We start from the raw sequence: 21,368 nt of genomic DNA on the forward strand, positions 1-21,368 counted from the left end.
GCCCTCCGGGCACATCCCCCGCAAGCACACACATCACAGATACTTTTTGAAGGACGCTGTCACAACAGCCAGGACGCCACCAACCAGTAGCGCAGAGGGCAGCAAAAACAGATTTGGCCAGACTGCTGTCGGCCATGCCAGATACAGCATGCAGGGCCCGTACAGCGCAGGCTTAACGAAGCGTTTGGCGTGGTGATAGACAAAACTTGATTCGTAGCCTGCCCCGTAGCGACGCAGGTCACGCCTGACCAGTCCTTCAACGATGCCGGTGATGATGACCAGCCCGAACAGCGGGATGCTGAGAAACAGGATCATCACGCGGATAAAGAAGATCAGCGTCACCCAGAGCGTGGCCTGCAGGTACTCTCCCAGCCTGCTGATGAGGGATGCGCCGAAGCCGTTCAGGGACGGAATGAGACCGCTCCCTTTCCGGCTCGTTTCCCTGAAAGAGGCCAGCCAGTGACTGAATCCGCTGTCCACAAACAGCCAGTGCCAGGCAGCCTGAACCCAGCGGGTGATGGTTTCCACCGGCGTGGCCATCAGCAGGCTTCGGGTATATCCCGATGAAAGCCAGTGACTTTCAGCCAGCATCACCTGATAGCTGTGCGTGGCACCCTCGTCCGGCCAGAAGAACGTCATGCACGCATATTCAACACCCAGGCTGACGAACAACGAACCGATCAGGATGCCGACAAGGCTCAGCGGCATGTCCCACAGCAGCAGCGTAAAAGGGCCCGGGTGTCTGTGTTTCGCGGGAGCGCTCTGCCGGGTATTTCCGCCGTCATTCTGGGACATGAAGGCCTCCCGGAATACCGGTGTCGCCACCCGTCCACCAGGATTCGCCGCTGTGGTAGTTTTTCTCCATGATGTCAGCCAGCTGTTTCAGGCTCGCCGGCATAAAGCGGTCACTGTCGTCGCTGACCGGCAGCGGCATACGGATTTTCCACAGCCTTCCGCCTTCGAGCAGGGCAAAGGCCTGACCTTTCGGCAGATTGATGATGTCAGAGGGGCTTATCATCGGCACCTTAACCAGCGTCACCTGATCGCTGACGTTACTGTTGAAGTCCGTGCCTTCCCCCGGGCGGGAGACGTCGGTTACACCTGACGTCAGGGTTTTCTGGTAGACCCCCACTTCAGGTAACTGGTCGGTCATCAGCATGGCTGTGTTTTTTTCGCGAACCCGGAGCATGACGAGTGAGTTAAAGTTACCGATGACCTGGCTGGCTTTGGCCGCATTCCCGATGCGGGCCTCAATGTCGGACAGCGTCTGCGTGTAGGCCGTAACCTGAAAGCCGGCACCGCCCCCCTTGTTGATGAGCGGGATAAACTCATCGCCCATCAGCTCGTTAAACTCGTCGCAGTGCAGGTTGATGACGGCCTTACCGGCTTTTTTGTCGGCCTCATCGCCCAGACCAAACTTATAGATATGGCCACCTTCAGAGACCAGGTCGGCAAACATACTGTTACCCACGGCGGCGGCCACTACCGGGTCAGACAGTGCATCGAGGCCCACGTAAACCACGCCGCGAGACTTGATGATATTGTGCCAGTCGAGTATCGGACGTGGGTCGCTGAGGTCGGTGTAATCAGGTGCCAGCAGCGCGGCCGTCTTGCCGGTGGTGAGCTTTTCCAGCAGCGGCAGCAGCGACGCCACGATTTTGTCAAAATACGTCCGGTCATACTGCACCGCACTGCGCAGGCCATCGAGGACCGGGTCCCAGAGCTTTTTACCCTCAGGACTGCCGAGCACCTGCTCAGACGCCCAGATTTTCTTGCCGTTCTCCCGCCCCTGGAGGTGTCGGGGCAGATCTCTGTCTGCTAACGGGAGCGCTATCTTAGCCTGCATTGAAGCGACCAGCTCTGGAGCCTTTTCGCTCAGCAGATTATCGACATAGGTCTCATACAACTCGCCGATGTTGGTGACGTAACGCAGGATCAGGCTGTAATCCGGACGCTGGCCAAGGGCAACCAGCGCACGGGTGATAATGTTAACGAACCGCCAGGCAAACTCGCGGAAGGCGGCAGAGTTACCCTCGCCGGAAAGCTGACCCGCGACGCGCGACGCCACCTCGGAGATACGGCTGAAGCGACCCACGGCGTTATAGCGGGCGCTGATGTCCGGCCACCCCAGGTGGAAAACCCAGAAGTTATGCTGACGTCCGGCGCGGTGCGATTCGGCATACATGCGTCGCAGCAGGTCTGCATCACCTTTGGGGTCAAAGACGATGACCACCTCAAATTCGCCGGCGGCATTACGCCTGCGGATGTCCTGCGTAATAAGCAGCTCCGCCAGGCGGGTTTTACCGACGCGGGTGGTGCCCATGACCAGCATATGGCCCACACGCTCGCCCAGGTCAGACATGACGTTAACCTCGTCAGGCTCAACCCCGTGATAAACGGAACTGCCGCCGACCGGGGGCAGCGGCCGGAACGGGTTTAAGGCAGAGTCTGCCGACGTCATCCGGCAAAGCCACGGCAGGCTGTACTCCATCTTTTTTTCCAGCTCGCGGGCCATGCGGTACATGAATGAGGGCTGGACGTAGATTTCGCATTCAGGACGGCGAGCTTCCATCAGCCGCTGTGTGTGCCGGGGGGACCACTGAAAACCTTTGCCGAGGAACAGATGCCGGCGACTGACCGGTATCTGGTCACTGGTCAGCGCGTAGCGGGAAAGGCGGCGGATATTGCGGCGGTAGCGCAGTATTTTTAATCCCTGAGAAGTGCGCTTCAGCGCCAGAACGCCAAAGCCGGCGGCGGTTACCCAGCTCACCGAGGGTGCCAGCGCAACAGACCAGGGCGCAGTCAGACAGATGAATGTGGCGCTGCCCGCCACGGTTGCCGAATACAGCTCGACGGCGGGACGGAGCAGCGACTCCATAACATAGCGATCGCTCACGATGAATACTCCCGGCGGTTTATCTGAACAGCCTGCTGAAAAATACCTGACGCCTGCCTTTGACAGCGGGCGCGTTTCGCCAGGTACGGAGTTCATGCAGGAGTTTCCAGCCTTCTGCCGGGCTTTCAATGACACCCGGACCCTTGAGCCACTGCACCAGAGGGTGGCTGAGCAGCTCTCCACTCACGTCTACTGAGGTAAAACACAGAGAAGAGGAAAACGTGTCCGTCTTCCATCCGGGATTATCCGCTCTGCTGAGTTGAACATGGCTGACGCCGGTTTCAGCATACAGACCCAGCGGCCTGTGAAGGGAAAGTTCTTCCCGCAGTGCCAGATAAACGGCCAGCAGGGACTCATTAAATTCGTAGTGGTTCAGATGGACACCGTGAAGCCAGGTGGCCTCACGTTCGTGAAACAGAAAGCGGGCCAGTCCGCTGCGGTGGTTGCCGTCAGCACCAATATACCAGTCAATGCCGTCATAGCTGTTGTAATACATGGACGGCTTCTTAGCTGACGTCTCAAAGTAATAGTCGGGATTTCGCTCAAGCATAGGGACATTACGGTCCATGCGTTTGCCCCGGTGCAGGAACTCATGCCAGGTCAGCCCCTGGTAATCCGGATGCGCCGTACCTTTGATGCAGAACACGTTAATACTGCCGGCATCAGCCCAGTAATGACGTTTGAGGAATCCCCCGTGCAGCCGCAGCCGGCTGTCGTCCCAGGTGCCAATCGTCTCACCTGCCCAGTGTGGCGGATTTGCATCAATTTTCGACAGAAATTCGCTCATCGTTCAGCCTCTCTGCTTGTCTGTTAAATCATCACCGCGAACCGATCCCTGCCTGGCTTGTCCTTTACAGATATCCCTTATAAATATACGGTCGCGCATCTTCTTAAATTCGCGATTATATTCGCGACGCAAAAACATCAGCATGTCGATCTGGAGGCTCAGCAGGATTAACACCGGCCACATTGCAGGAAACTGATCGATTATCTTTAACAGCCCGCTGAAGGCGTTACCCAGGGTAAACGCCGGACTGGCAAACAAAAGAATCGGAACCGCCATCGTGAGGAGGGTCAGGACTGCGGAGAGGAACATCAATGGCCAGAGGAACACGGGCTTCAGCAGGTACATAAACAGCAGGAGCACATACGTCAGCACTTTAAGTAAAGGTTTGAATACGGCGTTAAATGCACCGCCTGCGTTCAGTGACTGCAGAAGGTTAATGGCAGCGACCGGCACGGTTCTGAAGAAAATATGCATAACAGACTACCTCAATGGCGGGATGAAGGGGCGCTGAAACCGGACTGCAGCTTCAGGTGATGGACATTGTCCGGGAAATCCAGCCAGCGCCGGTCGCCGGCAAGCAGTTGAAGAAGACGCTGACCGCTGATGAGCGTGACATCCGGACAACATCTGAAGGCTTCACGACTGACTTCACCCGTGCGCCCGGTATGGATGAAGAGCCCACCGCACGCTTCCTTACGGACCAGCTCTCCGAATGCAACAACGTGCTGTGCGTTGATAGTGGCGCCGTAGCGCTTCGCCTGAATCAGCCAGCGCTGTCCGGCTATCCAGACCTGACCGTCCATACCGCCGTCACCGCTGTAGCTGGCATTGCGTTTGATACGAAACCCCTGACGGGACAGCGCCGTGAGCAACATCTCCTCAAACACGTAGGGATTCATTTTGCGCAGCCACACCATCCTGGCAGCGTCATCGCGCAGCTGTGGCAGGCGCGCTAATGCAGACGCTGCACGCTTCTGATACTGCCCGTGACGACGCTGGCTCGCGTTTCTGAAACATAAAGGGAAAGAAAGGCATACAAAACCCAGTGCAAAAATAACTACAGCTGCTGTCTGATAAGGGTGAGTAAATAGCAGCTCCACAATAACAGTAACGGGCATCACTGTGACAGCCCCTTATCAGTAATCAGCACGGGGTAATGGGCGATGTGCAGGCGACGGGCAAGATCACCGCCGCTCACCGGCACCATTTCAGTGGACGGCGCCAGCGCACGAAGCGCGCTCAGCGCAGCCGCGTCCTTCACGCTCACGACCATGCCTGTGGCACGCATCTGACTGAGCGCTGCCGCATGCTGTGAAAGCCACTGTTTTGACAGATTGTCGTCACCCACCACAAACACCGGTGGCATGCCTGAAAGCTCAAGAGGCTGAGGCGACACAGGGCCCGGGCTCATTTCCGGCGTGCTGACGGGCAGCATGTCGGAAATGGACAGCGATTCAGGCGGCGCAGCCGGCACAGAGGATGCACCGGCAACAGCATCTTTATCGGCGTTGATGGCATCAAAGTACGGCGCCGTGGGCTCACCGCCCAGGTCACCAACCACAACCAGCGCCGCGCTGGCCCCCGTGACGACGGAGAGCAGACATACGCTGAACAGAACATTCCGGATAAAGCAGTTGCGTTTCATCATTTCGGTTCGATCCAGGTAAGGGAGTTACTGGCGAGCTCGACCGGCGTGACAGACTGTGCACCCAATGACACCGGGGCAATCTGGCCAAGCTTGCGGCGGACGATGGCGATGTAGGTCTGCGCCTCTTTACCGCCGGCCGGATGGTGATAACAGCCCGCCGCGTTTAACCAGCTGCCGGGGCGTGCTTCGTAACAGGCGCGAAGTATGCGGGCGGCGGCACGGAGGTTGAGATACGGGTCAAAGGCGTCGCGGTAGGTCGGGAAAAAATGCCCGTTCCAGCCCAGGTTGACCTGAGCCACGCCGACATCGATGTTCTTCAGTGGCCAGCGCTGCATGAACCCGAGCAGCGCGGTGAAGGCCGCTTCACGCGTTTCATAGTGATAACCCCGGCCGGCTACGTTGATGGTCCACGGCCAGGGTTTTGAACCCCAGGCGGTTTTTCGGGTGCTCTCCGCCATGGCCAGCGAATAAAGCGACTCTGCCGGCACGCGTTCTGCTGCCGCTATCTGCCGGTAGGCATCCGGAATGACCTGGCGCCTTTCAGCCGCACTGCAGGCGCAGCTGACAAAGCAGATCATGACAGCCACCTTCTTCAGTACGCCGCGACCTGCCATCCGATCTCCCCCTGCTGCAGAATGACCGGCATCTGACCCATGCCGTACCTGAACCACAGGCCATTGTCGTGATTAAGCGTTATCTGACGGCTGCGGACTTTTTCAACCGGAATATTGTGCTTAACGGCCCAGGCACGCAGACCGTCATCACTGTCGATGCCGACCAGATAAAGGTCGACGGGTCGGTTATCAGCCAGCACGGCAGCAAGACGCGCATCACAGCGTGAGCAGTTATCCTTCAGGAACAGTGCCAGGCGACCCTGTGTGTCGTGCGCAATGCCGGCGGCGTTGGCGCCCATGTTTACCGCGAGCGTTTCCGGATAGAGGCGAAGCCAGGCCGCGTTGACGTCACGCTGAAAAGCCAGCTCCTTCTCGGTTCGCTGATATTCGTGTTTTACCCACAACTCAGCCAGGCGGCGACGTTCCGCGCTGTTATCGGTTTCCACGCCGAGCGCCGTGAGCGGGTCCAGACCCGGTGACATGATCCCGCGCTCGCCCTTCATCAGCGTCTGATAACGGCTCCAGTCGCTGTCAGATAATCCCCACTGCTGGGCCTGCTGCTGAGTGCTCAGACTGGAAGAGGTATTTTCCTGAAGCGGCGCCACACGGCTGTTAACTGCCGGCGTCTGCGCAGTGGATGCCAGCGCCCAGAGCGGCAGTAATATGAGAACTGCAGTCAGTGTTTTTTTCATAAGTTGTCCTTTTACTGAACCTGAAGACGAACGGCACTGCCGTTAACGCTGAACAGCGCGGCGTTGCCCTCAAGTGCACGCAGGGTCCAGCCCATAAAGCCGTCCCCCGGTGAGAGCAGGCGCATGGAGGAAATCACGGTGACGCCACGGGGAATGACGACGGCGAAGGTCTGGCCGCCGCGACGTTCGATGCCGGTCAGCTCAAACGGTGCAGCCGGCATCACCGCGTGCCGGACTGACCGTTTAGCCTTTTTTGGTGAGGAAACCGCCTTCTGAGACGGCTGCGGCTTAGCCTTTTCCGGCTCAGGGGCTTTTGGCGTGGCCACCGCCTGTTGTTTGAGCGCCTCAACAGCCGAGGTCGACGTCTGAACTTCCTGACGAAGCTGCCCCAGCTGTTGCTGCAGTTGTTCAACAGACTGCTGATCGGAGAGGCTCGCATCGCTGAGCTGATTCACACGGGTGCTGAGTTTCAGCTGTTCAGTCGACAGCGAGGTGACTTTGTCCTGCACCGGCGCAAGCGCTGAGACCTGTTTTTCCAGCGTTTTCAGCTTTTCCTGCATGATGGTAACGTTCGAAGACAGCTGGCCAATCTCGCCGCTGCGAAAAGCGGCATCAAGGGTGTTAACCCGGATAGTCAGGTTCGACACCCGAACAAGCAGGACCGCTGAAGCCGCCAGGGTGCCGAGGAGAACGATACCCAGTAAAGCCGCCCCCCCCTGACGTAACAGTCGCCGTATGTCGGGCAGGCGTTTTTCAGGGGATTGCGAAGAAATAACGGGCTCATCTGTTGTGATGCTGGCCCCCGAAACGGGCGCAACCAGTTCATCAGGTGAGGCATGGGAAAGTGACATCGGTGAATTCCTTATGGCTGCACAGCAGAACGGCCATAAGGTGCAAAATTAACGCAGCACTGGCGATGATTAACTCATCAGCCGCTTTCAAAGATTTATGAATCCGTTACAGGCTCCTCGGGAGCTTTAAATCTGACTGACGCAGCTTTACGGAATTTTTTGCAGGATAGCTCCGGTTGTTCAACAGCGAGGAGGAAAGCACATGAAAGCGGGATTCCGTTTTGCAGCTCTGTGTATGTTCGTCACCTTTACCGCAATGGCCAGAGACATTCCCCATGTCAAACCGCTGCCCTGGCACCGCAGCGGCTATACCGGCCATTCGGGTATAGCCGATACGGCTGAAACACCCGACGAACACATCAGAGAAGAGCAACCCCGGGTATCCCGGTCAGCAATATGAAATTCAGACCGCCAGAGGGCGGTCTTTTATTGCACGCCCGTTCTGTATAAAGACATCACTGGTAAATGAAGCCGTTGAAGGCGCCCGGTGAACACCCGTATTCGGGCAGGGGATTGGAAACGATGCTGTAGCTCGTATTTGCCGGCACCTGAAAGCTGATAAATCCCGCCTTTGCCCAGCCCGTATTGTTGTCGTGCGCCTGCGCCACAAACTTTCCTCCAGCGTAACCGACAAGGTCATAAGTGTTAGAGCAGTCACCATCGCCAATTTGTCTGTGGACAGTTGACGCGCCGCCCGTAGCATAAACGGTAATGGTATAAGGCTGACCGTTATAACCATTATACTGCCCCGTGATGTATCCCAGGTCACCGTACTGACCGCTTGATTTCGCTCCCACCCAGACGTTGTTCTGACAGGAAATTATTGCACCGTTCCAGTCGCGACTGACGTTCCCGTTTCGGGGACACCAGGCACCGGGACTGTTCACCTGGTTAAGTTCCAGCTGGCCCCCGACGTTGATGTTGGCTTCTGAACTGAGATAGTTCCCCCGGATCTGACCGCCGGTATAAATGTTTTTATTATTCACGGCCCTTACCCAGTCGTTATCCGACATATAAAAACCACCACCGTGAGATTCATCGAGCCAGCCTTTACCGTCGCGGGTGATGAGCCAGCCATTGTTACTGCGGATATCGCCGTTCGCCGTGATGTTGCTGCCAGCAGACATATTGTCGCGTGCGTTAACGTCCTGACCCGTTACGGTGCCGTTCGCCGTGACGTTGCTGCTGAAATTGCCGTTTGCCGCGTTAACATTGCCCGTATTGTTCAGGTCATTCCCGCCCATATCGATGCTGGTATGCATGGTGTTGAGGTCGGGTTTGCCGTTCACCGCAAAGCGGTATAAGCGGTCACTCTCTGCACGGGAGGCGCCGAGGTCATCCGTGGTCAGAAGCGCCGCGATATGGCCGGGTGTGGTGTTCGCGTTAAAGGTCTGAAGAGGAGCCGACCAGCCGCCCCGGGCACCGGTTACGGTGCCGGCTGTATTGATGTAGCCGCCCATTCCTGAGTTGATGCTGACGGCAATCTGATCCATGGCCATAAAGGGCAGTGGATTCCCGTTCTGCGTGTAAACCAGCGCCTGCAGCTGGTTATTCTGGGACGGATTACGCACCACCGTGGCCAGATACTGCTGACCATAATCGTTGTTTTCAGTAAATCCCGGCTCCAGAAAACCCGTATTTTTCAGCATGGCCGGCGTCACCGTGACGGGTGCGGTCGAGAGTAGCGTATCGTAATAACGGCCCGTATAGCTTTTCACGGCCTGGGTAAAACGCGAGGCCTGCGTGGCGCTCCTGAGCCAGTTCTGTCTTGCGTTCCAGTCCTGAATCAGTGAACTCCCCCAGGTGGTAATATAAACCAGAACGATAAGCGCAGCGCCCATACTGAGTATTGCCCAGCCCCGATCGTGACATTTTTGTGTTGGCATGATGTTCACCAGGTAATAAGGGGCTGATAGAGCTGAAAGAGCGTTACCATTACAGCTCCGGCTGCCAGCCAGGGGCCTAATGGTCCGCCCTCAGAAGCGCGGCGAGACTGTAACTGCCACATCGCAAAAAGCATGACACCAATGCCGACGGCATGAAAACCGCTGAACCCCAGCCAGGCGCAGACGGCACCACTCATCCACACATCACCCATTGCCGGATTTTCTCTTCCCCCCTTGAGCAGACTGACGTAGCGCAGACCGCCGGTAATGACCAGCATGGTGGTCGCCGCCACAATATGTGAAAGCAGAGCTGACAGAGCGGATACAGAGGCACCTGTCAGCGGCTGCCAGAGCGAAGCCATCAGACCGGCAATCAGGCACTTGACCGTCACGGAACGTGGCAGCAGTCCGGTGAGTGCATCGGTCAGGGTCAGCCTGAACAGGAACAGGAACAGGATAAAGAAGAAAGCCGGCAGTCGCGCTGACAGGGGGGAGAGCATGGTCAGGGTCGCGGCCGTTGCAAACAACCAGCACACAGCCGATTCGGTGACATCCTGATCCATAGTGACTGAAGAGTACAAAGACAATTTCAGGTCTGAGCGAACGCGGGCGGCCATCAGACACAGCAAAAGAAGAAACAATGGAAAAAGGCCCGCAGCAAACTGCCAGGGCATACTCAGGGTCAGCAGTGTCACAGTTTTATTCCCCGCTCTTTTAACAGCAGTTTTTTATAAATGGCATACACGCGGTGTGCGTAGGACTCGCGGGTTTCGTGCCGGTCTTTTCGAAATCCTGCGTTGTACGAACCCAGGCAGTTCCAGCTGATGCCACAGACCTGAAAATGGGTGGCCAGAATCCAGGTGCCTATCTGCACGTTGAGGCAGGGTTTTGTCAGCAGATCCTGCGGGCTGCTGATAAAGCCCTTTGCGATAAGCGACGGAATATGGGTTGAGTTCACCTGCATCAGTCCGTAATCCGTGCTGAGTGCCCTCCCGGTGCGCGCATCACGATTAATGTGCGTAATACCCGCGTGCAGGCTGCTCTCACCGGTTGCTATCGCCTGAATCAGAAGCGGGTCGATGTGGTACTTTGCGCCCGCTGCGTCAAAACAAAACGCGTGCGCGCGGGCGCAGAACAGAACCATTAGCATCAACACGATCAGCACATTACGAGGCATGACATCAGCCGTTGTGCGTGAAGACCAGTGTGTTATTGCCGGTCCGGCCGCTGTCTGCGGTACAGGCCTGACCGATCGCCTCAGAGCTCACCTGACCGCTGCTGAAATCGGTACTGTTGATGACCATTGAGCTGGAGGAGCCTGCAGAAGCCATGCGGGTGGCAATGTCAATGCAACCGGCCTGCGTCACGCTCTGGGTCGTCACTGAGAATCCATTGTTATAACCATTGCTGTTTGCCACCGGCGCCATGACCACCTGTCCACCATAGCTGTTGGTGAGCGTCGCAGTGCCGGATGAGGCCGTGCCGTGCACGGTAAAGCCGGACGGTGCGCCGCCTTTCTGGATCAGGAAGCCGGTCATAGAGGCGCCGCTGCTGAAGTCATAGCCGTTAGGTCCTTTTAGTGCCGTCCCGTTGCTCATCATTGTCTGCAGGCTGGACACCTCCGTTGTGGAGTCTTTGGCACTGAAGAGCTTCCAGACGCCCCCCAAAACCACTGTGATGACAATGGCATAAAGGAGGCCGATGGCACCCTGTTCCATAAATCCCCAGCCCCGATCAGGGTGCTTTCCTGCAGTAGTGTTTAAAAAAGACATGGTGCGTCCTCAGTGAAGGTTAAGTGAGCCGGAGTCCTGGATCTGCATGACCATCATGATGATCAGCGCGAAGAACCCCATAATCAGAAGCATGGATAAAAGACGGGTTACATTAGCCCTGCGGGCCACCCGCCTGAGGGTCTGTGTCAGCCAGCGGTCGGCATAGTTGCTGATAAGCTCAGCGGCGCCGTCTCCGTCGTCAAGCAGTGACAGGTAGTTCACGGCCTCTCGGCTCGGGAAGTCGTAACCACTTTTGCGCAGCGCCATACCGAGTGAGTTGCCTTCACTCATCTCGTCCATCGCCGCATCAAGGCGCTCCTGCAGCCAGGGCGGCGCGAAGCTGTGCAGCAGTTGCATGGCTTCAAGCTCATGCACGCCGGCCCCAAGAAGGGCACCGGTGTTCATCAGGAACACCGCACCCTGCAAATCTTTATAGAGAGACCAGGGCATAATGCTGTCAGCAAGACGACGAATTCTGCCGCGCCACCGGGGAAGGGACCACAGGCTTGCCACAACCAGAGCAGCACCGGAGAATGCCACTGCAGGTCCCCACTGTTCTGTCCAGTCAGAAAGCCCCTTCATGAACCCGAGTGCCCCGCTCCAGCTGGCCGGATCAGACATTCTGCTCAGCATCGGGACGAGGGACTGGTTATTAACCCCGAGCAGACCGCCGCCCAGCACGAGCAGAACCAGCGGGTAAATCGACGCAAAAACGACCTGACCGAAGATCTGCTCACGTGCATTGATGAGTTTGTCTGCCTGCATCAGGGCAACGGGAATATTGCCCGTCTTCATCCCGGCACTGATAAGCGCAGCCTCTTCGTAGGGCACCCATACCGCCAATACATCCGCCAGAGTCCGGCCTGGCGAATTATCCCGGAGCCCCTCAAGGCAGTCTTCGGTGAGTTCAAAGTAGGGATGCCATTTCTCACCGAAACTGGTGTGCACCTCGCCAATCATTTTCAGCGAGGTCTCAAGATGCTTTCTGTTTTCCAACAGAAAACGCATGTTTTCATAGAAGACCTGCCGGTGTGAGCCGGTGAAGGTCAGCCTGACGGCGTGATAGCGGCATTTTTCAAAAAGGGACAAGTCCCGCTCAGTGCGAAAGCGCAGATTACGCGACATTGGGAACCTCGCAGCGCATCAGCTCGTCTTCGTCCAGTGGGCAGACCAGGTCACCTTCAAGCGGGTCAACGCGCCCCTCAGCAAGGTAGCGCACTAGGTGCATCACGCGGGTGATGCCGCCTTTGTTCACCCAGTATTGACGGGCCACGGCCGGTCCCTGAGTGAGCCACAACTGCATCATCATCGCGTCAGTGCGGACGACTTCCACTACAGCAGTACGGCCGATGATGCCTTTGCTGACCACGCGCTTCGTGACCGGGATGACTTTGCGGCAGCGGTCGCAGCCTTCCGAATTGCGGAAGAAAAGCTGCTCAGGACGACAGACCCCCTTCACTGTGCAGTATTTTTCCAGACGCTCGCGGGTATCGCTGTCCAGCTCAGGCAATTTGTCTGCCCAGGAGATTTTGCAGTTGTCACACAGCAGCGGCACCAGACGCTGACCAACCAGCCCGGTGATAAGGGACGCATCGGCCAGAAGCTGTCGCTTGATGCCAAAATGCTCCATGCGACTCAGGGCGCCGATAGCGCTGAGCGTGTGCTGGGTAGACATGAAAATATGCCCCGTTTCGGTGCCGTAAATGCCCGCCATAATGGAATAGAAGTCCCGCATTTCACCGTTCAGGATGGCGTCGGGATCGAGACGCAGCGCCGAGGCGTTGGCGTTATTCCAGGCCCGGCTGATGGCTTCCGGCGTGTTGTCATCGGGCATAACCGGCGTCTGGATTGCGCCGGGGATAAGGCCTTCCGGCGGGTTTTCCAGTGTCAGCAGGCGCTTTTTACCGCCGGAGAGCGTCAGCCAGATATCGCTTAACACGCGAAGAGTGGCGCTTTTTCCGGCCCCGGTCGGCCCGGTCACCAGCACCATGCCAGACGGCAGGCGAAGGATCTGCGTGATGATTTTGATCTGCTCAGCAAGAAAACCCAGCTGCGGCAGTGTGGGAATGTTTTTGCTGTCATCGGGGATCATGCGCATGACCAGGTAGAGGCCGTCCGGCGTAGGGCGGTGTTCGTACCGGGCTCCGAAAAGGCCGGCCTGACGTGCAAATTTTGAACTGACACGCCCCGACTGCTCGCGCCCCGCGACAAATGACTGTTCGCGTACATCACACATGGAAATATACACAGTGGATGCCAGCGTTGTGCCTTCCTCGTCGGTCAGCTCGTCAATCACCTCAAGCTCGCCGTGTATGCGCAGCTGAATGACGGTGAGTTTGCGGTCGGCGCTAATTTCCATATGAATATCTGACGCATTCAGTTCGTTAGCCAGGCGGAAATAACTCAGCACTTTATCCTGTGAACGGCTGACGTCCTTTGTGCTCAGGTCATCCTCAGTCACGCCCGGGCCCAGTGCGGCGGCGCTTTCACGACGCTGGTTCAGCTCACTGAGCGAAACAAATTCGGTTCTGGCACCCGGATACTGTTTCGCCGAGTCCATCGCCCAGCGCTGAATGGCCGGGTCCTGGCGGCGGTTTTTATCGACAAGCAGCGTCACGCCCTGAACAGGGTGGTGCTCGGCGAACACAAAGTCTGCGATTTCCTTAGCCGGGATCATGTTCACCTCAGAATGAGAGTTCGGTGTCGTCACTAAGACGCACAACGGTTTCGGTTACGGCCGTCACGCGCTTAGACGTACCGGGGACGGGGTCGCCTTTGACCACTTCAGCGATACCACCGCTCGGTAACAGCAGGCGGGCGCGAAGCTCGCCAGGCTTACCGTAAATCTCGACCAGCCGGATGCCGGCTGACTTAGCAGCCGCTGAACTGCTCTCTTTCACCTGTGCAGATGATGCCGGCATCTGACCTGCTGACGGGTAAGAGGAGAGCGGCGGAACGACGGCTGACAGCGCTGGCCCAGAGGTGACAGGCGCCAGGCTCTCACGCAGCTGCTGCTGCAGTCGCGCCGTCTGTACCCTCTGCTCAAGCAGCAGGTTTTGCGCCTGAGCAGATTCCAGCTCGCCCAGGGTGACGTTGGGCGGAAGAGAGCCGCTGTCTGCTGCCTGAGCGTGATGCATCAGCGTCCATGACAGCAGCAGACAGATAACTGCAGGGCTATTTCTGCGCATAAACGCTCCCCTTAATGGTGTAATTGAACTTCGCCTGCTCGTTCATGGTGATGGCCACGCTCGTCAGACGAATCCCCGTCGCATCCAGCCCCTGAAACAGCAGATCGGGCAGCAGGCGGGAGTTGATGATGAAGGTGAATTTCCGCCAGTCCTGCGGTGCTGTTTTCATTTCCTGCCCGGGGGCGAGAACAGGCGGCTTAACTTCGTCAAACTTCACATCAATGTTTCGCCGCTGCAGATGAGAGATAAAGCGCATCAGAAGCGCATCTGTACCGGGCAGCTTTTCATCTTTAAACATCTCCGCGTTAACCCGGGCAGGGATAAACACATCCCCGTTTTTGCCGCCTTCCTGAAGATTGAAGACCGCATCGAGGCCAAACAACTCTTTGACGCGTCTGGCAAAATCACTCACCGTCGCGCCCGGCGTCGCGGTGTAGCGCAGGCGGATGCCCTTCGGAATGCATTCCGCATCTGAAACGCGCCAGCCGGCAACAGAGGCGTAAAGCGGTTCACGCGTCAGCCAGCAGAAGCTGAGCATTACAGGCACCGGCAGCTGATGCGCCCAGGGATGCGGCGCCGAGGCAGGCATCACAGGTTTTGCCGGCGTCATGGCAAGCCTTGCGCGGAATGCGGCTTCATCGGCGGCCTGTCTCGCCCGTTCGCTGAGGGTGTCCCGGGCATACCAGCCGGCGCCCAGCAGTGTAATGAGCAGCAAAGAAGGAAGCGCGAGCGCGACCGGGGCCACGCGGCGGTGTAAGCGGCAGCGTCTGAGCTGCGTTCTTGTCAGGCGCGACGTGAAGGAAAGCGCATTGGTGCCGTCTTCAGCCCTGGCGGCGCAGCGGATTTCACCTGAATCATTGAAAAGCAGAAAATTTTCAGCCGCTGCCTCCACGTCAGCCCGGGTGCCGGTCACGTCGCCCATAACGGACAGGTGACCGTTGCTGACCGCAAAAAACACCCAGCATTCCTGCTCACGGCTCAGCCGGTATATACCCCAGGCATTGCCGCCTTCGCAGAGCTGAAACGCCACGGCCAGTGAATACACGCCACTGCGGGTCCGGCCCGGCGAAACGTTACCCACCATGGTATGCGGGCGACTCCCCTGAATCCGGTAATGCGTATCCGCAGCCCTGACGCCGTGGCGGAGCCACTGAATGCCTGAAGAAGCCTTTTCCCATTCCACACCGGCAACCCATTCCCGGCGGTTCTTTCTGTCCCTGACAGTTACGCCGTTGTTGAGATGAAGTGATGCTTTCATTTTGATTTTCATCGTTATTGCCCCAGCAAAACCGGCGTAACCATAATGACGAGCGTGGAGCGGCTTTTCGCACCGCTCTGACCGCCGCCCAGGATAAAGTTGTCAGGCGTGAACGTTCCCTGTTTATTGGAAGAGGCGTTCTGCTGTTCAGAACCGGTCAGCACCAGCGTCTGGCCGGCTCGCAGGTTGACCTTACGGGCAAGCCCTTCGGTTGCCGTGTTGGCCACGTCGTTACGGGTATTGCCGTCCTTACTGATAAATTGTGTTACGTCAGGCGGGGTGGTATAGCTGAAGGCGAACTGCAGCTGAATATCCCCGTTTTCCTGAACGAACGGAAGCATGGTCATAAAGAGGCCGGTTGTGATACTTGAGACGGTCTGGGTTGACGTGACGCCCACGTTGGCAACGGCCGTCGAGGTAGAACTGTTCAGCAGTCCGGTGCTTTTTGAAAGCTGGTAGGCCACCGGTGTCAGGTTGGCGGTCGGGTCGGTCTGGTTAAGAGCCATGGTGACAGTGCCCTGCTGAGCCAGTGCCTTCAGCATCAACTGCGAACCGGAAAACTTCGCTGCACCGCCGCTTGCTGTATCCAGGATGGAAATACCGGCGCTGCCGGCATTGGTTGGTGCGCCGGCAAATGTGCTGCCAAGTGTTGCGCCAAAGCCGGTAACGCTTTTCACAATAAGGCCCCAGTCCAGGCCTCTGTCGACATTACTGGTCTGGGTAACCCGGACAATCTGCACGTTAAGCTGGACCTGCCGGCTCAGAACTTTATTCTGGTAATCGATGTAGCGACCGACCCGGTCCAGCACCTCCGGAGTGTCAGTCACGCTGAGCGTGCCCGTGGCGTCGGACAGCCAGTAGCGACCGCTTTTCGGCGTCAGGATCTGCTCAACAGTTTTGCGGATATCGTTGTACAGGTCACTGTTCATGCCGTAGTCCGTTTTCTGATTCGAACTCACCTCGCCTTTAGTGCCGCCGGTGCCGCCTTCTGAACCCAGTTGTGTACCTGCACCGGACGTTATCGATGCGGTGCTGTTGACTTTGGTATTGAGGATGGCGAGCTGGAAGGTGCGCGTGTCCTGAATATAAAAATCTACGCGGCCTGCTGAGCGCCTTACGGACAGACCCAGCGTGCTCGCCGCGATGTTAAGCGCCTCCTGCGCATCGCCCTGAAAGCGTGTTCCCTGGAAGAGAAGAGGTTCAGACGACGACATGGCCGCTGGCTGCGCTGACATTCCCATCTGTGCCAGCGGAACGCGACCATTGTCGTCCGGCGCAGGAAGGCGGCCATTCATCTGGGAAGTGACGAAGCCGCCACCCGGCGTCTGCAGCAGCGCTGCGGACACCTCCGGCGAGATGTAAACACGGAATCCACAGATGGCATTAATGCGGCTCGCTATCTGCGGCAGCGTCAGCCCTTCAGGGTTATTCAGAAATACCGGACAGGGCGGCAGTTTTACGCCGTCAGGTGCCGATATCACAGGCTGTATCGGTCTGAGATTGACCCATGGCTTATCAGACCACACCACAGCCGGCTGAGTAATCTCCTGGCGACTCTTCAGCACACGCTGGGTTGTGTCAGCCTGCGCATTATTCTCTTTTTCGATGGTTGAGACGTCTCTGACTGAGCACGAAGACAACATCACCGCAGCGGCCAGCAGCATCAGTTTTAATGGGGTGCGCGACATCTGCTGCTCCTCAGTTAAGGTAAACAATGCTCCCCTCCGTCACGCCGGACGGAAGGGAAAGATTCATGTCGGTGCCGTCATACATACGCAGCCGGCCCCCGGAAACGGTCAGCGCCAGCGCAGAGGATGTCGACTGATTACGGAGCGCGGCATAAACCCCCGGCGTGTCAGCGACCCAGACCCACAGCCTGCCGTTCTGGATGACGCTCTGAATCCGTGCATCAGGGGGCGGCATCATGCCGGTCGCCGCCGGCGAAACGGGGCCGTCACCCACTGAGCGGCCATGCCGCCAGTCGTTCACCGCATCAGCCGTACGCAGCATGTCGGTGGCAAGCCGGGCGGGCGCGGCCACGGTCACTGACTGCGTGACAACGTCAGAATTACGGCGCTGGGCGTCACTGGCCATCAGCCAGAAGAACATGGCCAGCGCAATAACCGGCAGGGCAAAACCCATTTCAGCGCCCTCCGGGCGTGGGGGTGTCGCTGACGGACACCAGGCACTGAATGCGGTTTGCTTCGGCAAACAACGGCTTTTCAGCGTGGCGGTACAGGTCAAACACCTGCACCAGAACCGACTCGAAATTGCCGTGAAATACCAGGGGGGCATCGATGCGGTAATCAAGCGCAACGGGCCAGATCAGGACCCAGTTGCCGCCATTGGCGCAGGGCGCTTTTGCCGTCCAGGCGGTGAGCGCTTCTTTAAGCGTGGTGCCCGGCTCAGCCCGCCAGGTCTGGCCCGTTGCAGGCGGCGTTACCGGTGTACCCGTCGAGTAAGTGGGTACGATGCGGCTGTCCGCAGCGGGTGCCGGTGTGACAGCCGTGGACGGCTGCTGATGCACGACTGCAGACGATTTCGGCGTGGCATTCACTGTAGTCAGGGGGGCAGTTTTGGTTTTGACGGCTGCCGGCGTAATGACGACGTGATTCTGTTGCGCGGTGGTGTGCGCAGCAGCTGCGGTTCCCGCTGAAGCTAAAGAGGCCGGCTTCTGTGAAGAGGCCGGTAAACTGCCTGAGGTTACTGACGACTGACTCTGCTGCAGTACCGGCGAGGGAACGCTGAGGCTCTGCGGTTTAAGCCCTGAGGGCGTGACCACATCGCCGGTGAAAGGGTTTCTGGCAAGCCCGGATGCAGGTGTCGGAACTGATACGGATTTAGCCTGCACAACCGGAGCTACGTATGGCCTGGTAACCGGGCCGCTGACCGCAGGGCGAATGGCCGGAAGGCTGGCAGCCGGCGCTGAAAAACTGCGGTACTGGTCACGGAGCTCGAAGCAGACCTCACGGTTTACTTCGTCCACTTTCAGACGCCAGGCGGGACCCGCGACAACCTGAAGCGCTTCGCTGAGCTTCAGCGGGCCGATGGTGCGCTGAACGGCGGGCAGCGGGCGGCTCAGGAGTTCGGAAAACGCAGCGCTCGTTGCTGAACACAGTGAATAACCTGATTCCAGGAGCAGATACCTGAATCCCTCGCCGACCGTGCTGACCAGCTGTGCCGGCATAGTGATATCGACAACCTGATTCAGCGGGTCCAGTTGCGCATCGGCAGGGCGGGTGCTGACAAGGGTATAGCGATCGTAGCGCACCACCTCAGGCGAGCGGTTGCGGTAGATATCATCAAACCGGGCCGGTGTGCGGCTGCGGGAATACACCGATGCGGTGTCTGTCGCGGCTGCATTCACACAGCCTGCCAGCATCACAGTACAGGCAATGATGCCGGCACGTTTAGCGGCCTGTCCGGAAGGTACTGCCATCAGGTTCCACCCCAGGAATAGTCTTAATCAGGACTGCTATTCTGGCTGTGGTGTAAATACGGGCAATGTGAAACTCTGTCTGAGTATTAAAGAAAAAAAAGAAGGCAGCCGATAAAGTATTAGCAATGCGACCGATTAGTGTCTAACTCAAATTTAAGAAGGATTTTTTATGAAGAAATTACTTGTCTCAGCATTATTTTTTGCCTCTCTGGCGGCAGGCCATGTTAATGCTGAGGGAAATAAGGTGGACGTAAGTGACCTAAAGCTTAATCAGACTTCAGGCGGTGTTTATGAGATCGATGGAATCGGAAAGAATGTTTCCGGCAAGAATCTGGCAAATATTTTTGTTCACTTCAATCTTCTAAAAGACGGTGTAGTAATCGGTGAGGCTATCAGTGGGGCAAACAACATTGAGCCTAACCAAAAATTTACAATCACCGCTCCATTCGTCAGTGCTAAATTCAAGCCTGATGACTTCAAAGTCACGCAAATCGACGCTCATTAAAATAATTTTGTTTTTAGTTCTAATGTGACACGCTAAAGGCAGCTTCTGTCAGTTGTAAAAAAACGCCAGCATGAGCTGGCGTTTTAGTTTCTGAATCATCATGCAACATGGTGAGGACTGTGAGTAACGTCTCCACGACCAGCCAGCAGACCATCCACTGAAATATCTTCATCCAGTGTATCCCAGTGAATGCCTCGCTTACTCAGCTCAAAGTCGTTTCTGTCATGTTCTGATGCGTTGAGAAGTTTTGGAAACCACACAAGTGGCACTCCCATCGTTCTGCCATCGCTCAGCTCAACCCACATGGTGCTTTCGTCGAACTTTACCGTTTTAGCTGAAATAGTCATTCCAGGCCTCCACAAAAAGCGTCTGGTTATCTTTAACCAGCTTTGTTAACTCTCTGAGCGTTCTGGAATTAAATCCATCATTAATGCTCAGCCGGACTTCACCCTGCGTCCAGAATTTAGCTTCACCCTCTGCACTGCGAACATGAATATGAGCAGGTTCGAGGGGGTTACCTTCGTTTGAATAAAAGAAAAATTTGAATCCGCGTACTCTGAGTATAACGGGCATAAACGTTTTACCCTGTGCATGGCTCGATTATGGTGAATAAAAAAGCGCCAGTCAAACTGGCGCTCCTGAGGGTATAACTTAATGAATCCTTTACGAAATTGCGTAAATGGCCTTACGACAGACGCCGTAACCGTGTCCGAGGAACGGTATGTCATCGTCAAAGTCCATTGGCGGCTCGTTCGCCGGATTACTCGGAGCCGTCTGTTGTGCCTGAGAGGGCTGAGGCTGTTGTGGCTGGCCCCATGCGCTCTGCTGGCCTGAAGGCTTATTGTTTCCACTGGTGTTGGTGCTGTTTTTAGCCCCGCCCAGCATCTGCATCGTTCCGTTTATTCCCACAATTACTTCGGTCGTATAACGCGTAACGCCTGCGTTATCTTCCCATTTGCGGGTTTTCAACTGACCTTCAATGTAAATCTGTGAACCCTTACGCAGGTATTCACCGGCTATTTCAGCCAGCTTTCCAAACAGAACGACGCGATGCCATTCGGTTATTTCCCGGTTTTCACCGGTCTGTTTGTCACGCCAGGTTTCGGAAGTGGCCACTGTAATGCTGGCTACTGCTTTACTGTTTGGCATGTAACGAACTTCGGGGTCCTGACCGAGATTACCGACCAGGATAACTTTGTTGACGCCGCGTGCGGACATAATGAATTCCTCTTAGAAATGGGGTTGAGAGGAACACACCCGCCGGGATGTGTTCCGGCGGTGTGTCCGTGACGCTTAGAAAGATTCCGGATCGTAAGCCTTTTGAGTGGCCGGACCGGTTTCTGGCGTCTGGGAAGCGTTAGGAGCCTTGTAAACAATGTCCTGTCCCTTTTTGATGAACTCGACCTTTATCAGGCGGGCCTTCAGGGAGGGACGTGATTCACCGGCGTGCTCACCGCTTTGCAGGGTAAACACATCGGCTTTCAGGCCACTGAGGACAAATCCAATCAGGACTTTTTCCTCTTCATCAACGGCTTTCTGGCAGCGGTTGATGAGGGAGGTCGCTTCTTTACCCGATACAGTAATGTCGAAGCGGGTATAGGATGCACTGTCAGTCGGACCAGTCAGGGCATTGATAACGGCGCAGGTAAATTCACCTTTTTGCCCCTCAAGACGACGAATCGAACTGAGGTAACCGATACCACTGACGTTGAGGTTGAAATACTCTTTCTGGTTGTTGCCGGTAGTGACAGAGCCAGCAGAGGCAGTGTTGTTTGAAGCAGGGGTGTTTGCAGTTGCAGTCATGATGTTATCTCCGGAGTAAAACGAAACAG

The 21,368-nt window shown here is 56.8% G+C and carries 26 protein-coding genes; 2 read left to right on the plus strand and 24 right to left on the minus strand.

The features are described 5' to 3' along the window. Positions 1-33: 33 nt before the first annotated feature. From GC087_RS04555 to GC087_RS04595, 9 genes are read right to left on the minus strand one after another with little or no spacing between them, the layout of a single operon-like run. A complete protein-coding gene (locus GC087_RS04555) occupies positions 34-795 on the minus strand; it encodes a TIGR03747 family integrating conjugative element membrane protein (RefSeq protein WP_324029779.1) in 762 nt (253 codons plus the stop codon). Beyond that, positions 782-2,896 carry a type IV conjugative transfer system coupling protein TraD gene (gene traD, locus GC087_RS04560; RefSeq protein ID WP_324029781.1) on the minus strand — a complete coding sequence of 705 codons (2,115 nt, stop codon included), beginning with the start codon at positions 2,894-2,896 and terminating at the stop codon, positions 782-784. Before traD ends, GC087_RS04555 begins: the two co-directional genes overlap by 14 nt. Positions 2,897-2,915: 19 nt before the next feature. Next, positions 2,916-3,683 carry a hypothetical protein gene (locus GC087_RS04565; protein WP_324029783.1) on the minus strand — a complete coding sequence of 256 codons (768 nt, stop codon included), beginning with the start codon at positions 3,681-3,683 and terminating at the stop codon, positions 2,916-2,918. 3 nt (positions 3,684-3,686) lie between these two features. Continuing rightward, positions 3,687-4,157, minus strand: coding sequence for a hypothetical protein (locus tag GC087_RS04570; RefSeq protein WP_324029784.1), 471 nt, complete (start codon positions 4,155-4,157; stop codon positions 3,687-3,689). Positions 4,158-4,168: 11 nt separating this feature from the next. Further along, positions 4,169-4,801, minus strand: coding sequence for a restriction endonuclease (locus tag GC087_RS04575; RefSeq protein ID WP_324030581.1), 633 nt, complete (start codon positions 4,799-4,801; stop codon positions 4,169-4,171). Then, positions 4,801-5,331, minus strand: a complete 531-nt coding sequence (locus GC087_RS04580) for an integrating conjugative element protein (RefSeq protein WP_324029785.1) — start codon at positions 5,329-5,331, stop codon at positions 4,801-4,803. Before GC087_RS04580 ends, GC087_RS04575 begins: the two co-directional genes overlap by 1 nt. Then, positions 5,328-5,909, minus strand: coding sequence for a transglycosylase SLT domain-containing protein (locus GC087_RS04585; protein ID WP_324030583.1), 582 nt, complete (start codon positions 5,907-5,909; stop codon positions 5,328-5,330). Before GC087_RS04585 ends, GC087_RS04580 begins: the two co-directional genes overlap by 4 nt. 14 nt (positions 5,910-5,923) lie before the next feature. Then, entirely contained in the window at positions 5,924-6,637 is a 714-nt protein-coding gene (locus GC087_RS04590; protein ID WP_324029787.1) for a TIGR03759 family integrating conjugative element protein, read from the minus strand. 11 nt (positions 6,638-6,648) lie between these two features. After that, on the minus strand, positions 6,649-7,488 hold the full coding sequence (locus tag GC087_RS04595) for a plasmid transfer protein (RefSeq protein ID WP_324029788.1): 840 nt from the start codon (positions 7,486-7,488) through the stop codon (positions 6,649-6,651). Positions 7,489-7,690: 202 nt separating this feature from the next. On the opposite strand from GC087_RS04595, the gene GC087_RS04600 reads away from it, so the two are divergent. After that, the gene (locus tag GC087_RS04600) at positions 7,691-7,888 is read left to right on the plus strand and encodes a hypothetical protein (protein ID WP_206116493.1); all 198 of its coding nucleotides are present in this window, start codon (positions 7,691-7,693) and stop codon (positions 7,886-7,888) included. Positions 7,889-7,943: 55 nt separating this feature from the next. Here the strand turns inward: GC087_RS04600 and pilV are convergent, their stop codons facing one another. Genes pilV through GC087_RS04655 form a run of 11 tightly spaced genes read right to left on the minus strand, consistent with a single transcriptional unit; the run spans position 7,944 to position 19,031 of the window. Next, a complete protein-coding gene (pilV, locus tag GC087_RS04605; protein ID WP_324029790.1) occupies positions 7,944-9,374 on the minus strand; it encodes a shufflon system plasmid conjugative transfer pilus tip adhesin PilV in 1,431 nt (476 codons plus the stop codon). 5 nt (positions 9,375-9,379) lie between these two features. Next, positions 9,380-10,069, minus strand: a complete 690-nt coding sequence (locus GC087_RS04610; protein ID WP_324029792.1) for an A24 family peptidase — start codon at positions 10,067-10,069, stop codon at positions 9,380-9,382. Then, the gene (locus GC087_RS04615; protein ID WP_324029793.1) at positions 10,066-10,551 is read right to left on the minus strand and encodes a lytic transglycosylase domain-containing protein; all 486 of its coding nucleotides are present in this window, start codon (positions 10,549-10,551) and stop codon (positions 10,066-10,068) included. Before GC087_RS04615 ends, GC087_RS04610 begins: the two co-directional genes overlap by 4 nt. Before the next feature lie 4 nt (positions 10,552-10,555). Continuing rightward, on the minus strand, positions 10,556-11,146 hold the full coding sequence (locus GC087_RS04620; protein WP_324029795.1) for a type 4 pilus major pilin: 591 nt from the start codon (positions 11,144-11,146) through the stop codon (positions 10,556-10,558). 9 nt (positions 11,147-11,155) lie between these two features. Then, positions 11,156-12,271, minus strand: a complete 1,116-nt coding sequence (locus GC087_RS04625; protein ID WP_324029797.1) for a type II secretion system F family protein — start codon at positions 12,269-12,271, stop codon at positions 11,156-11,158. Next, positions 12,261-13,823, minus strand: coding sequence for a GspE/PulE family protein (locus GC087_RS04630; protein WP_324029798.1), 1,563 nt, complete (start codon positions 13,821-13,823; stop codon positions 12,261-12,263). The genes GC087_RS04625 and GC087_RS04630 overlap by 11 nt, the downstream gene beginning before the upstream one ends. A 7-nt stretch (positions 13,824-13,830) precedes the next feature. Continuing rightward, on the minus strand, positions 13,831-14,334 hold the full coding sequence (gene pilP, locus GC087_RS04635; RefSeq protein ID WP_324029800.1) for a type IV pilus biogenesis protein PilP: 504 nt from the start codon (positions 14,332-14,334) through the stop codon (positions 13,831-13,833). After that, entirely contained in the window at positions 14,321-15,604 is a 1,284-nt protein-coding gene (gene pilO2 / locus GC087_RS04640; RefSeq protein WP_324029802.1) for a type 4b pilus protein PilO2, read from the minus strand. Before pilO2 ends, pilP begins: the two co-directional genes overlap by 14 nt. A 2-nt stretch (positions 15,605-15,606) precedes the next feature. Continuing rightward, complete coding sequence (locus GC087_RS04645; RefSeq protein WP_324029804.1) at positions 15,607-17,280, minus strand: PilN family type IVB pilus formation outer membrane protein; 1,674 nt, start codon at positions 17,278-17,280, stop codon at positions 15,607-15,609. A 10-nt stretch (positions 17,281-17,290) separates the two neighbouring features. Beyond that, positions 17,291-17,734, minus strand: a complete 444-nt coding sequence (gene pilM / locus GC087_RS04650) for a type IV pilus biogenesis protein PilM (protein WP_324029805.1) — start codon at positions 17,732-17,734, stop codon at positions 17,291-17,293. Position 17,735: 1 nt separating this feature from the next. Further along, the gene (locus GC087_RS04655; protein WP_324029806.1) at positions 17,736-19,031 is read right to left on the minus strand and encodes a PFGI-1 class ICE element type IV pilus protein PilL2; all 1,296 of its coding nucleotides are present in this window, start codon (positions 19,029-19,031) and stop codon (positions 17,736-17,738) included. A gap of 169 nt (positions 19,032-19,200) precedes the next feature. Here GC087_RS04655 and GC087_RS04660 point away from each other — a divergent pair, with 169 nt between their 5' ends. Beyond that, positions 19,201-19,536, plus strand: coding sequence for an FxLYD domain-containing protein (locus tag GC087_RS04660; RefSeq protein ID WP_324029808.1), 336 nt, complete (start codon positions 19,201-19,203; stop codon positions 19,534-19,536). 98 nt (positions 19,537-19,634) lie between these two features. On the opposite strand, the gene GC087_RS04665 is transcribed toward GC087_RS04660, so the two are convergent. From GC087_RS04665 to GC087_RS04680, 4 genes are all read right to left on the minus strand, one after another. Continuing rightward, complete coding sequence (locus GC087_RS04665) at positions 19,635-19,883, minus strand: DUF2442 domain-containing protein (RefSeq protein ID WP_042678053.1); 249 nt, start codon at positions 19,881-19,883, stop codon at positions 19,635-19,637. Beyond that, the gene (locus tag GC087_RS04670; protein ID WP_324029810.1) at positions 19,867-20,109 is read right to left on the minus strand and encodes a DUF4160 domain-containing protein; all 243 of its coding nucleotides are present in this window, start codon (positions 20,107-20,109) and stop codon (positions 19,867-19,869) included. Before GC087_RS04670 ends, GC087_RS04665 begins: the two co-directional genes overlap by 17 nt. A gap of 90 nt (positions 20,110-20,199) precedes the next feature. Next, positions 20,200-20,754, minus strand: coding sequence for a single-stranded DNA-binding protein (locus GC087_RS04675; RefSeq protein ID WP_324029812.1), 555 nt, complete (start codon positions 20,752-20,754; stop codon positions 20,200-20,202). Between the two features lie 75 nt (positions 20,755-20,829). Further along, the gene (locus GC087_RS04680; RefSeq protein WP_194761733.1) at positions 20,830-21,339 is read right to left on the minus strand and encodes an STY4534 family ICE replication protein; all 510 of its coding nucleotides are present in this window, start codon (positions 21,337-21,339) and stop codon (positions 20,830-20,832) included. Between the last annotated feature and the right edge of the window lie 29 nt (positions 21,340-21,368).

The sequence above is a fragment of the Pantoea sp. JZ2 genome (genome assembly GCF_035191405.1).
GTDB classification, from domain to species: domain Bacteria; phylum Pseudomonadota; class Gammaproteobacteria; order Enterobacterales; family Enterobacteriaceae; genus Pantoea; species Pantoea stewartii.

Bases quoted from the DNA above. Each gene is read 5' to 3' on its own strand.
- GC087_RS04555 (WP_324029779.1), bottom strand. From the start codon at position 795: ATGTCCCAGAATGACGGCGGAAATACCCGGCAGAGCGCTCCCGCGAAA.
- GC087_RS04565 (WP_324029783.1), bottom strand. From the start codon at position 3,683: ATGAGCGAATTTCTGTCGAAAATTGATGCAAATCCGCCACACTGGGCA.
- GC087_RS04570 (WP_324029784.1), bottom strand. From the start codon at position 4,157: ATGCATATTTTCTTCAGAACCGTGCCGGTCGCTGCCATTAACCTTCTG.
- GC087_RS04575 (WP_324030581.1), bottom strand. From the start codon at position 4,801: ATGCCCGTTACTGTTATTGTGGAGCTGCTATTTACTCACCCTTATCAG.
- GC087_RS04580 (WP_324029785.1), bottom strand. From the start codon at position 5,331: ATGATGAAACGCAACTGCTTTATCCGGAATGTTCTGTTCAGCGTATGT.
- GC087_RS04585 (WP_324030583.1), bottom strand. From the start codon at position 5,909: ATGATCTGCTTTGTCAGCTGCGCCTGCAGTGCGGCTGAAAGGCGCCAG.
- GC087_RS04590 (WP_324029787.1), bottom strand. From the start codon at position 6,637: ATGAAAAAAACACTGACTGCAGTTCTCATATTACTGCCGCTCTGGGCG.
- GC087_RS04595 (WP_324029788.1), bottom strand. From the start codon at position 7,488: ATGTCACTTTCCCATGCCTCACCTGATGAACTGGTTGCGCCCGTTTCG.
- GC087_RS04600 (WP_206116493.1), top strand. From the start codon at position 7,691: ATGAAAGCGGGATTCCGTTTTGCAGCTCTGTGTATGTTCGTCACCTTT.
- pilV (WP_324029790.1), bottom strand. From the start codon at position 9,374: ATGCCAACACAAAAATGTCACGATCGGGGCTGGGCAATACTCAGTATG.
- GC087_RS04615 (WP_324029793.1), bottom strand. From the start codon at position 10,551: ATGCCTCGTAATGTGCTGATCGTGTTGATGCTAATGGTTCTGTTCTGC.
- GC087_RS04620 (WP_324029795.1), bottom strand. From the start codon at position 11,146: ATGTCTTTTTTAAACACTACTGCAGGAAAGCACCCTGATCGGGGCTGG.
- GC087_RS04625 (WP_324029797.1), bottom strand. From the start codon at position 12,271: ATGTCGCGTAATCTGCGCTTTCGCACTGAGCGGGACTTGTCCCTTTTT.
- GC087_RS04630 (WP_324029798.1), bottom strand. From the start codon at position 13,823: ATGATCCCGGCTAAGGAAATCGCAGACTTTGTGTTCGCCGAGCACCAC.
- pilP (WP_324029800.1), bottom strand. From the start codon at position 14,334: ATGCGCAGAAATAGCCCTGCAGTTATCTGTCTGCTGCTGTCATGGACG.
- pilO2 (WP_324029802.1), bottom strand. From the start codon at position 15,604: ATGAAAATCAAAATGAAAGCATCACTTCATCTCAACAACGGCGTAACT.
- GC087_RS04645 (WP_324029804.1), bottom strand. From the start codon at position 17,280: ATGTCGCGCACCCCATTAAAACTGATGCTGCTGGCCGCTGCGGTGATG.
- pilM (WP_324029805.1), bottom strand. From the start codon at position 17,734: ATGGGTTTTGCCCTGCCGGTTATTGCGCTGGCCATGTTCTTCTGGCTG.
- GC087_RS04655 (WP_324029806.1), bottom strand. From the start codon at position 19,031: ATGGCAGTACCTTCCGGACAGGCCGCTAAACGTGCCGGCATCATTGCC.
- GC087_RS04660 (WP_324029808.1), top strand. From the start codon at position 19,201: ATGAAGAAATTACTTGTCTCAGCATTATTTTTTGCCTCTCTGGCGGCA.
- GC087_RS04665 (WP_042678053.1), bottom strand. From the start codon at position 19,883: ATGACTATTTCAGCTAAAACGGTAAAGTTCGACGAAAGCACCATGTGG.
- GC087_RS04670 (WP_324029810.1), bottom strand. From the start codon at position 20,109: ATGCCCGTTATACTCAGAGTACGCGGATTCAAATTTTTCTTTTATTCA.
- GC087_RS04675 (WP_324029812.1), bottom strand. From the start codon at position 20,754: ATGTCCGCACGCGGCGTCAACAAAGTTATCCTGGTCGGTAATCTCGGT.
- GC087_RS04680 (WP_194761733.1), bottom strand. From the start codon at position 21,339: ATGACTGCAACTGCAAACACCCCTGCTTCAAACAACACTGCCTCTGCT.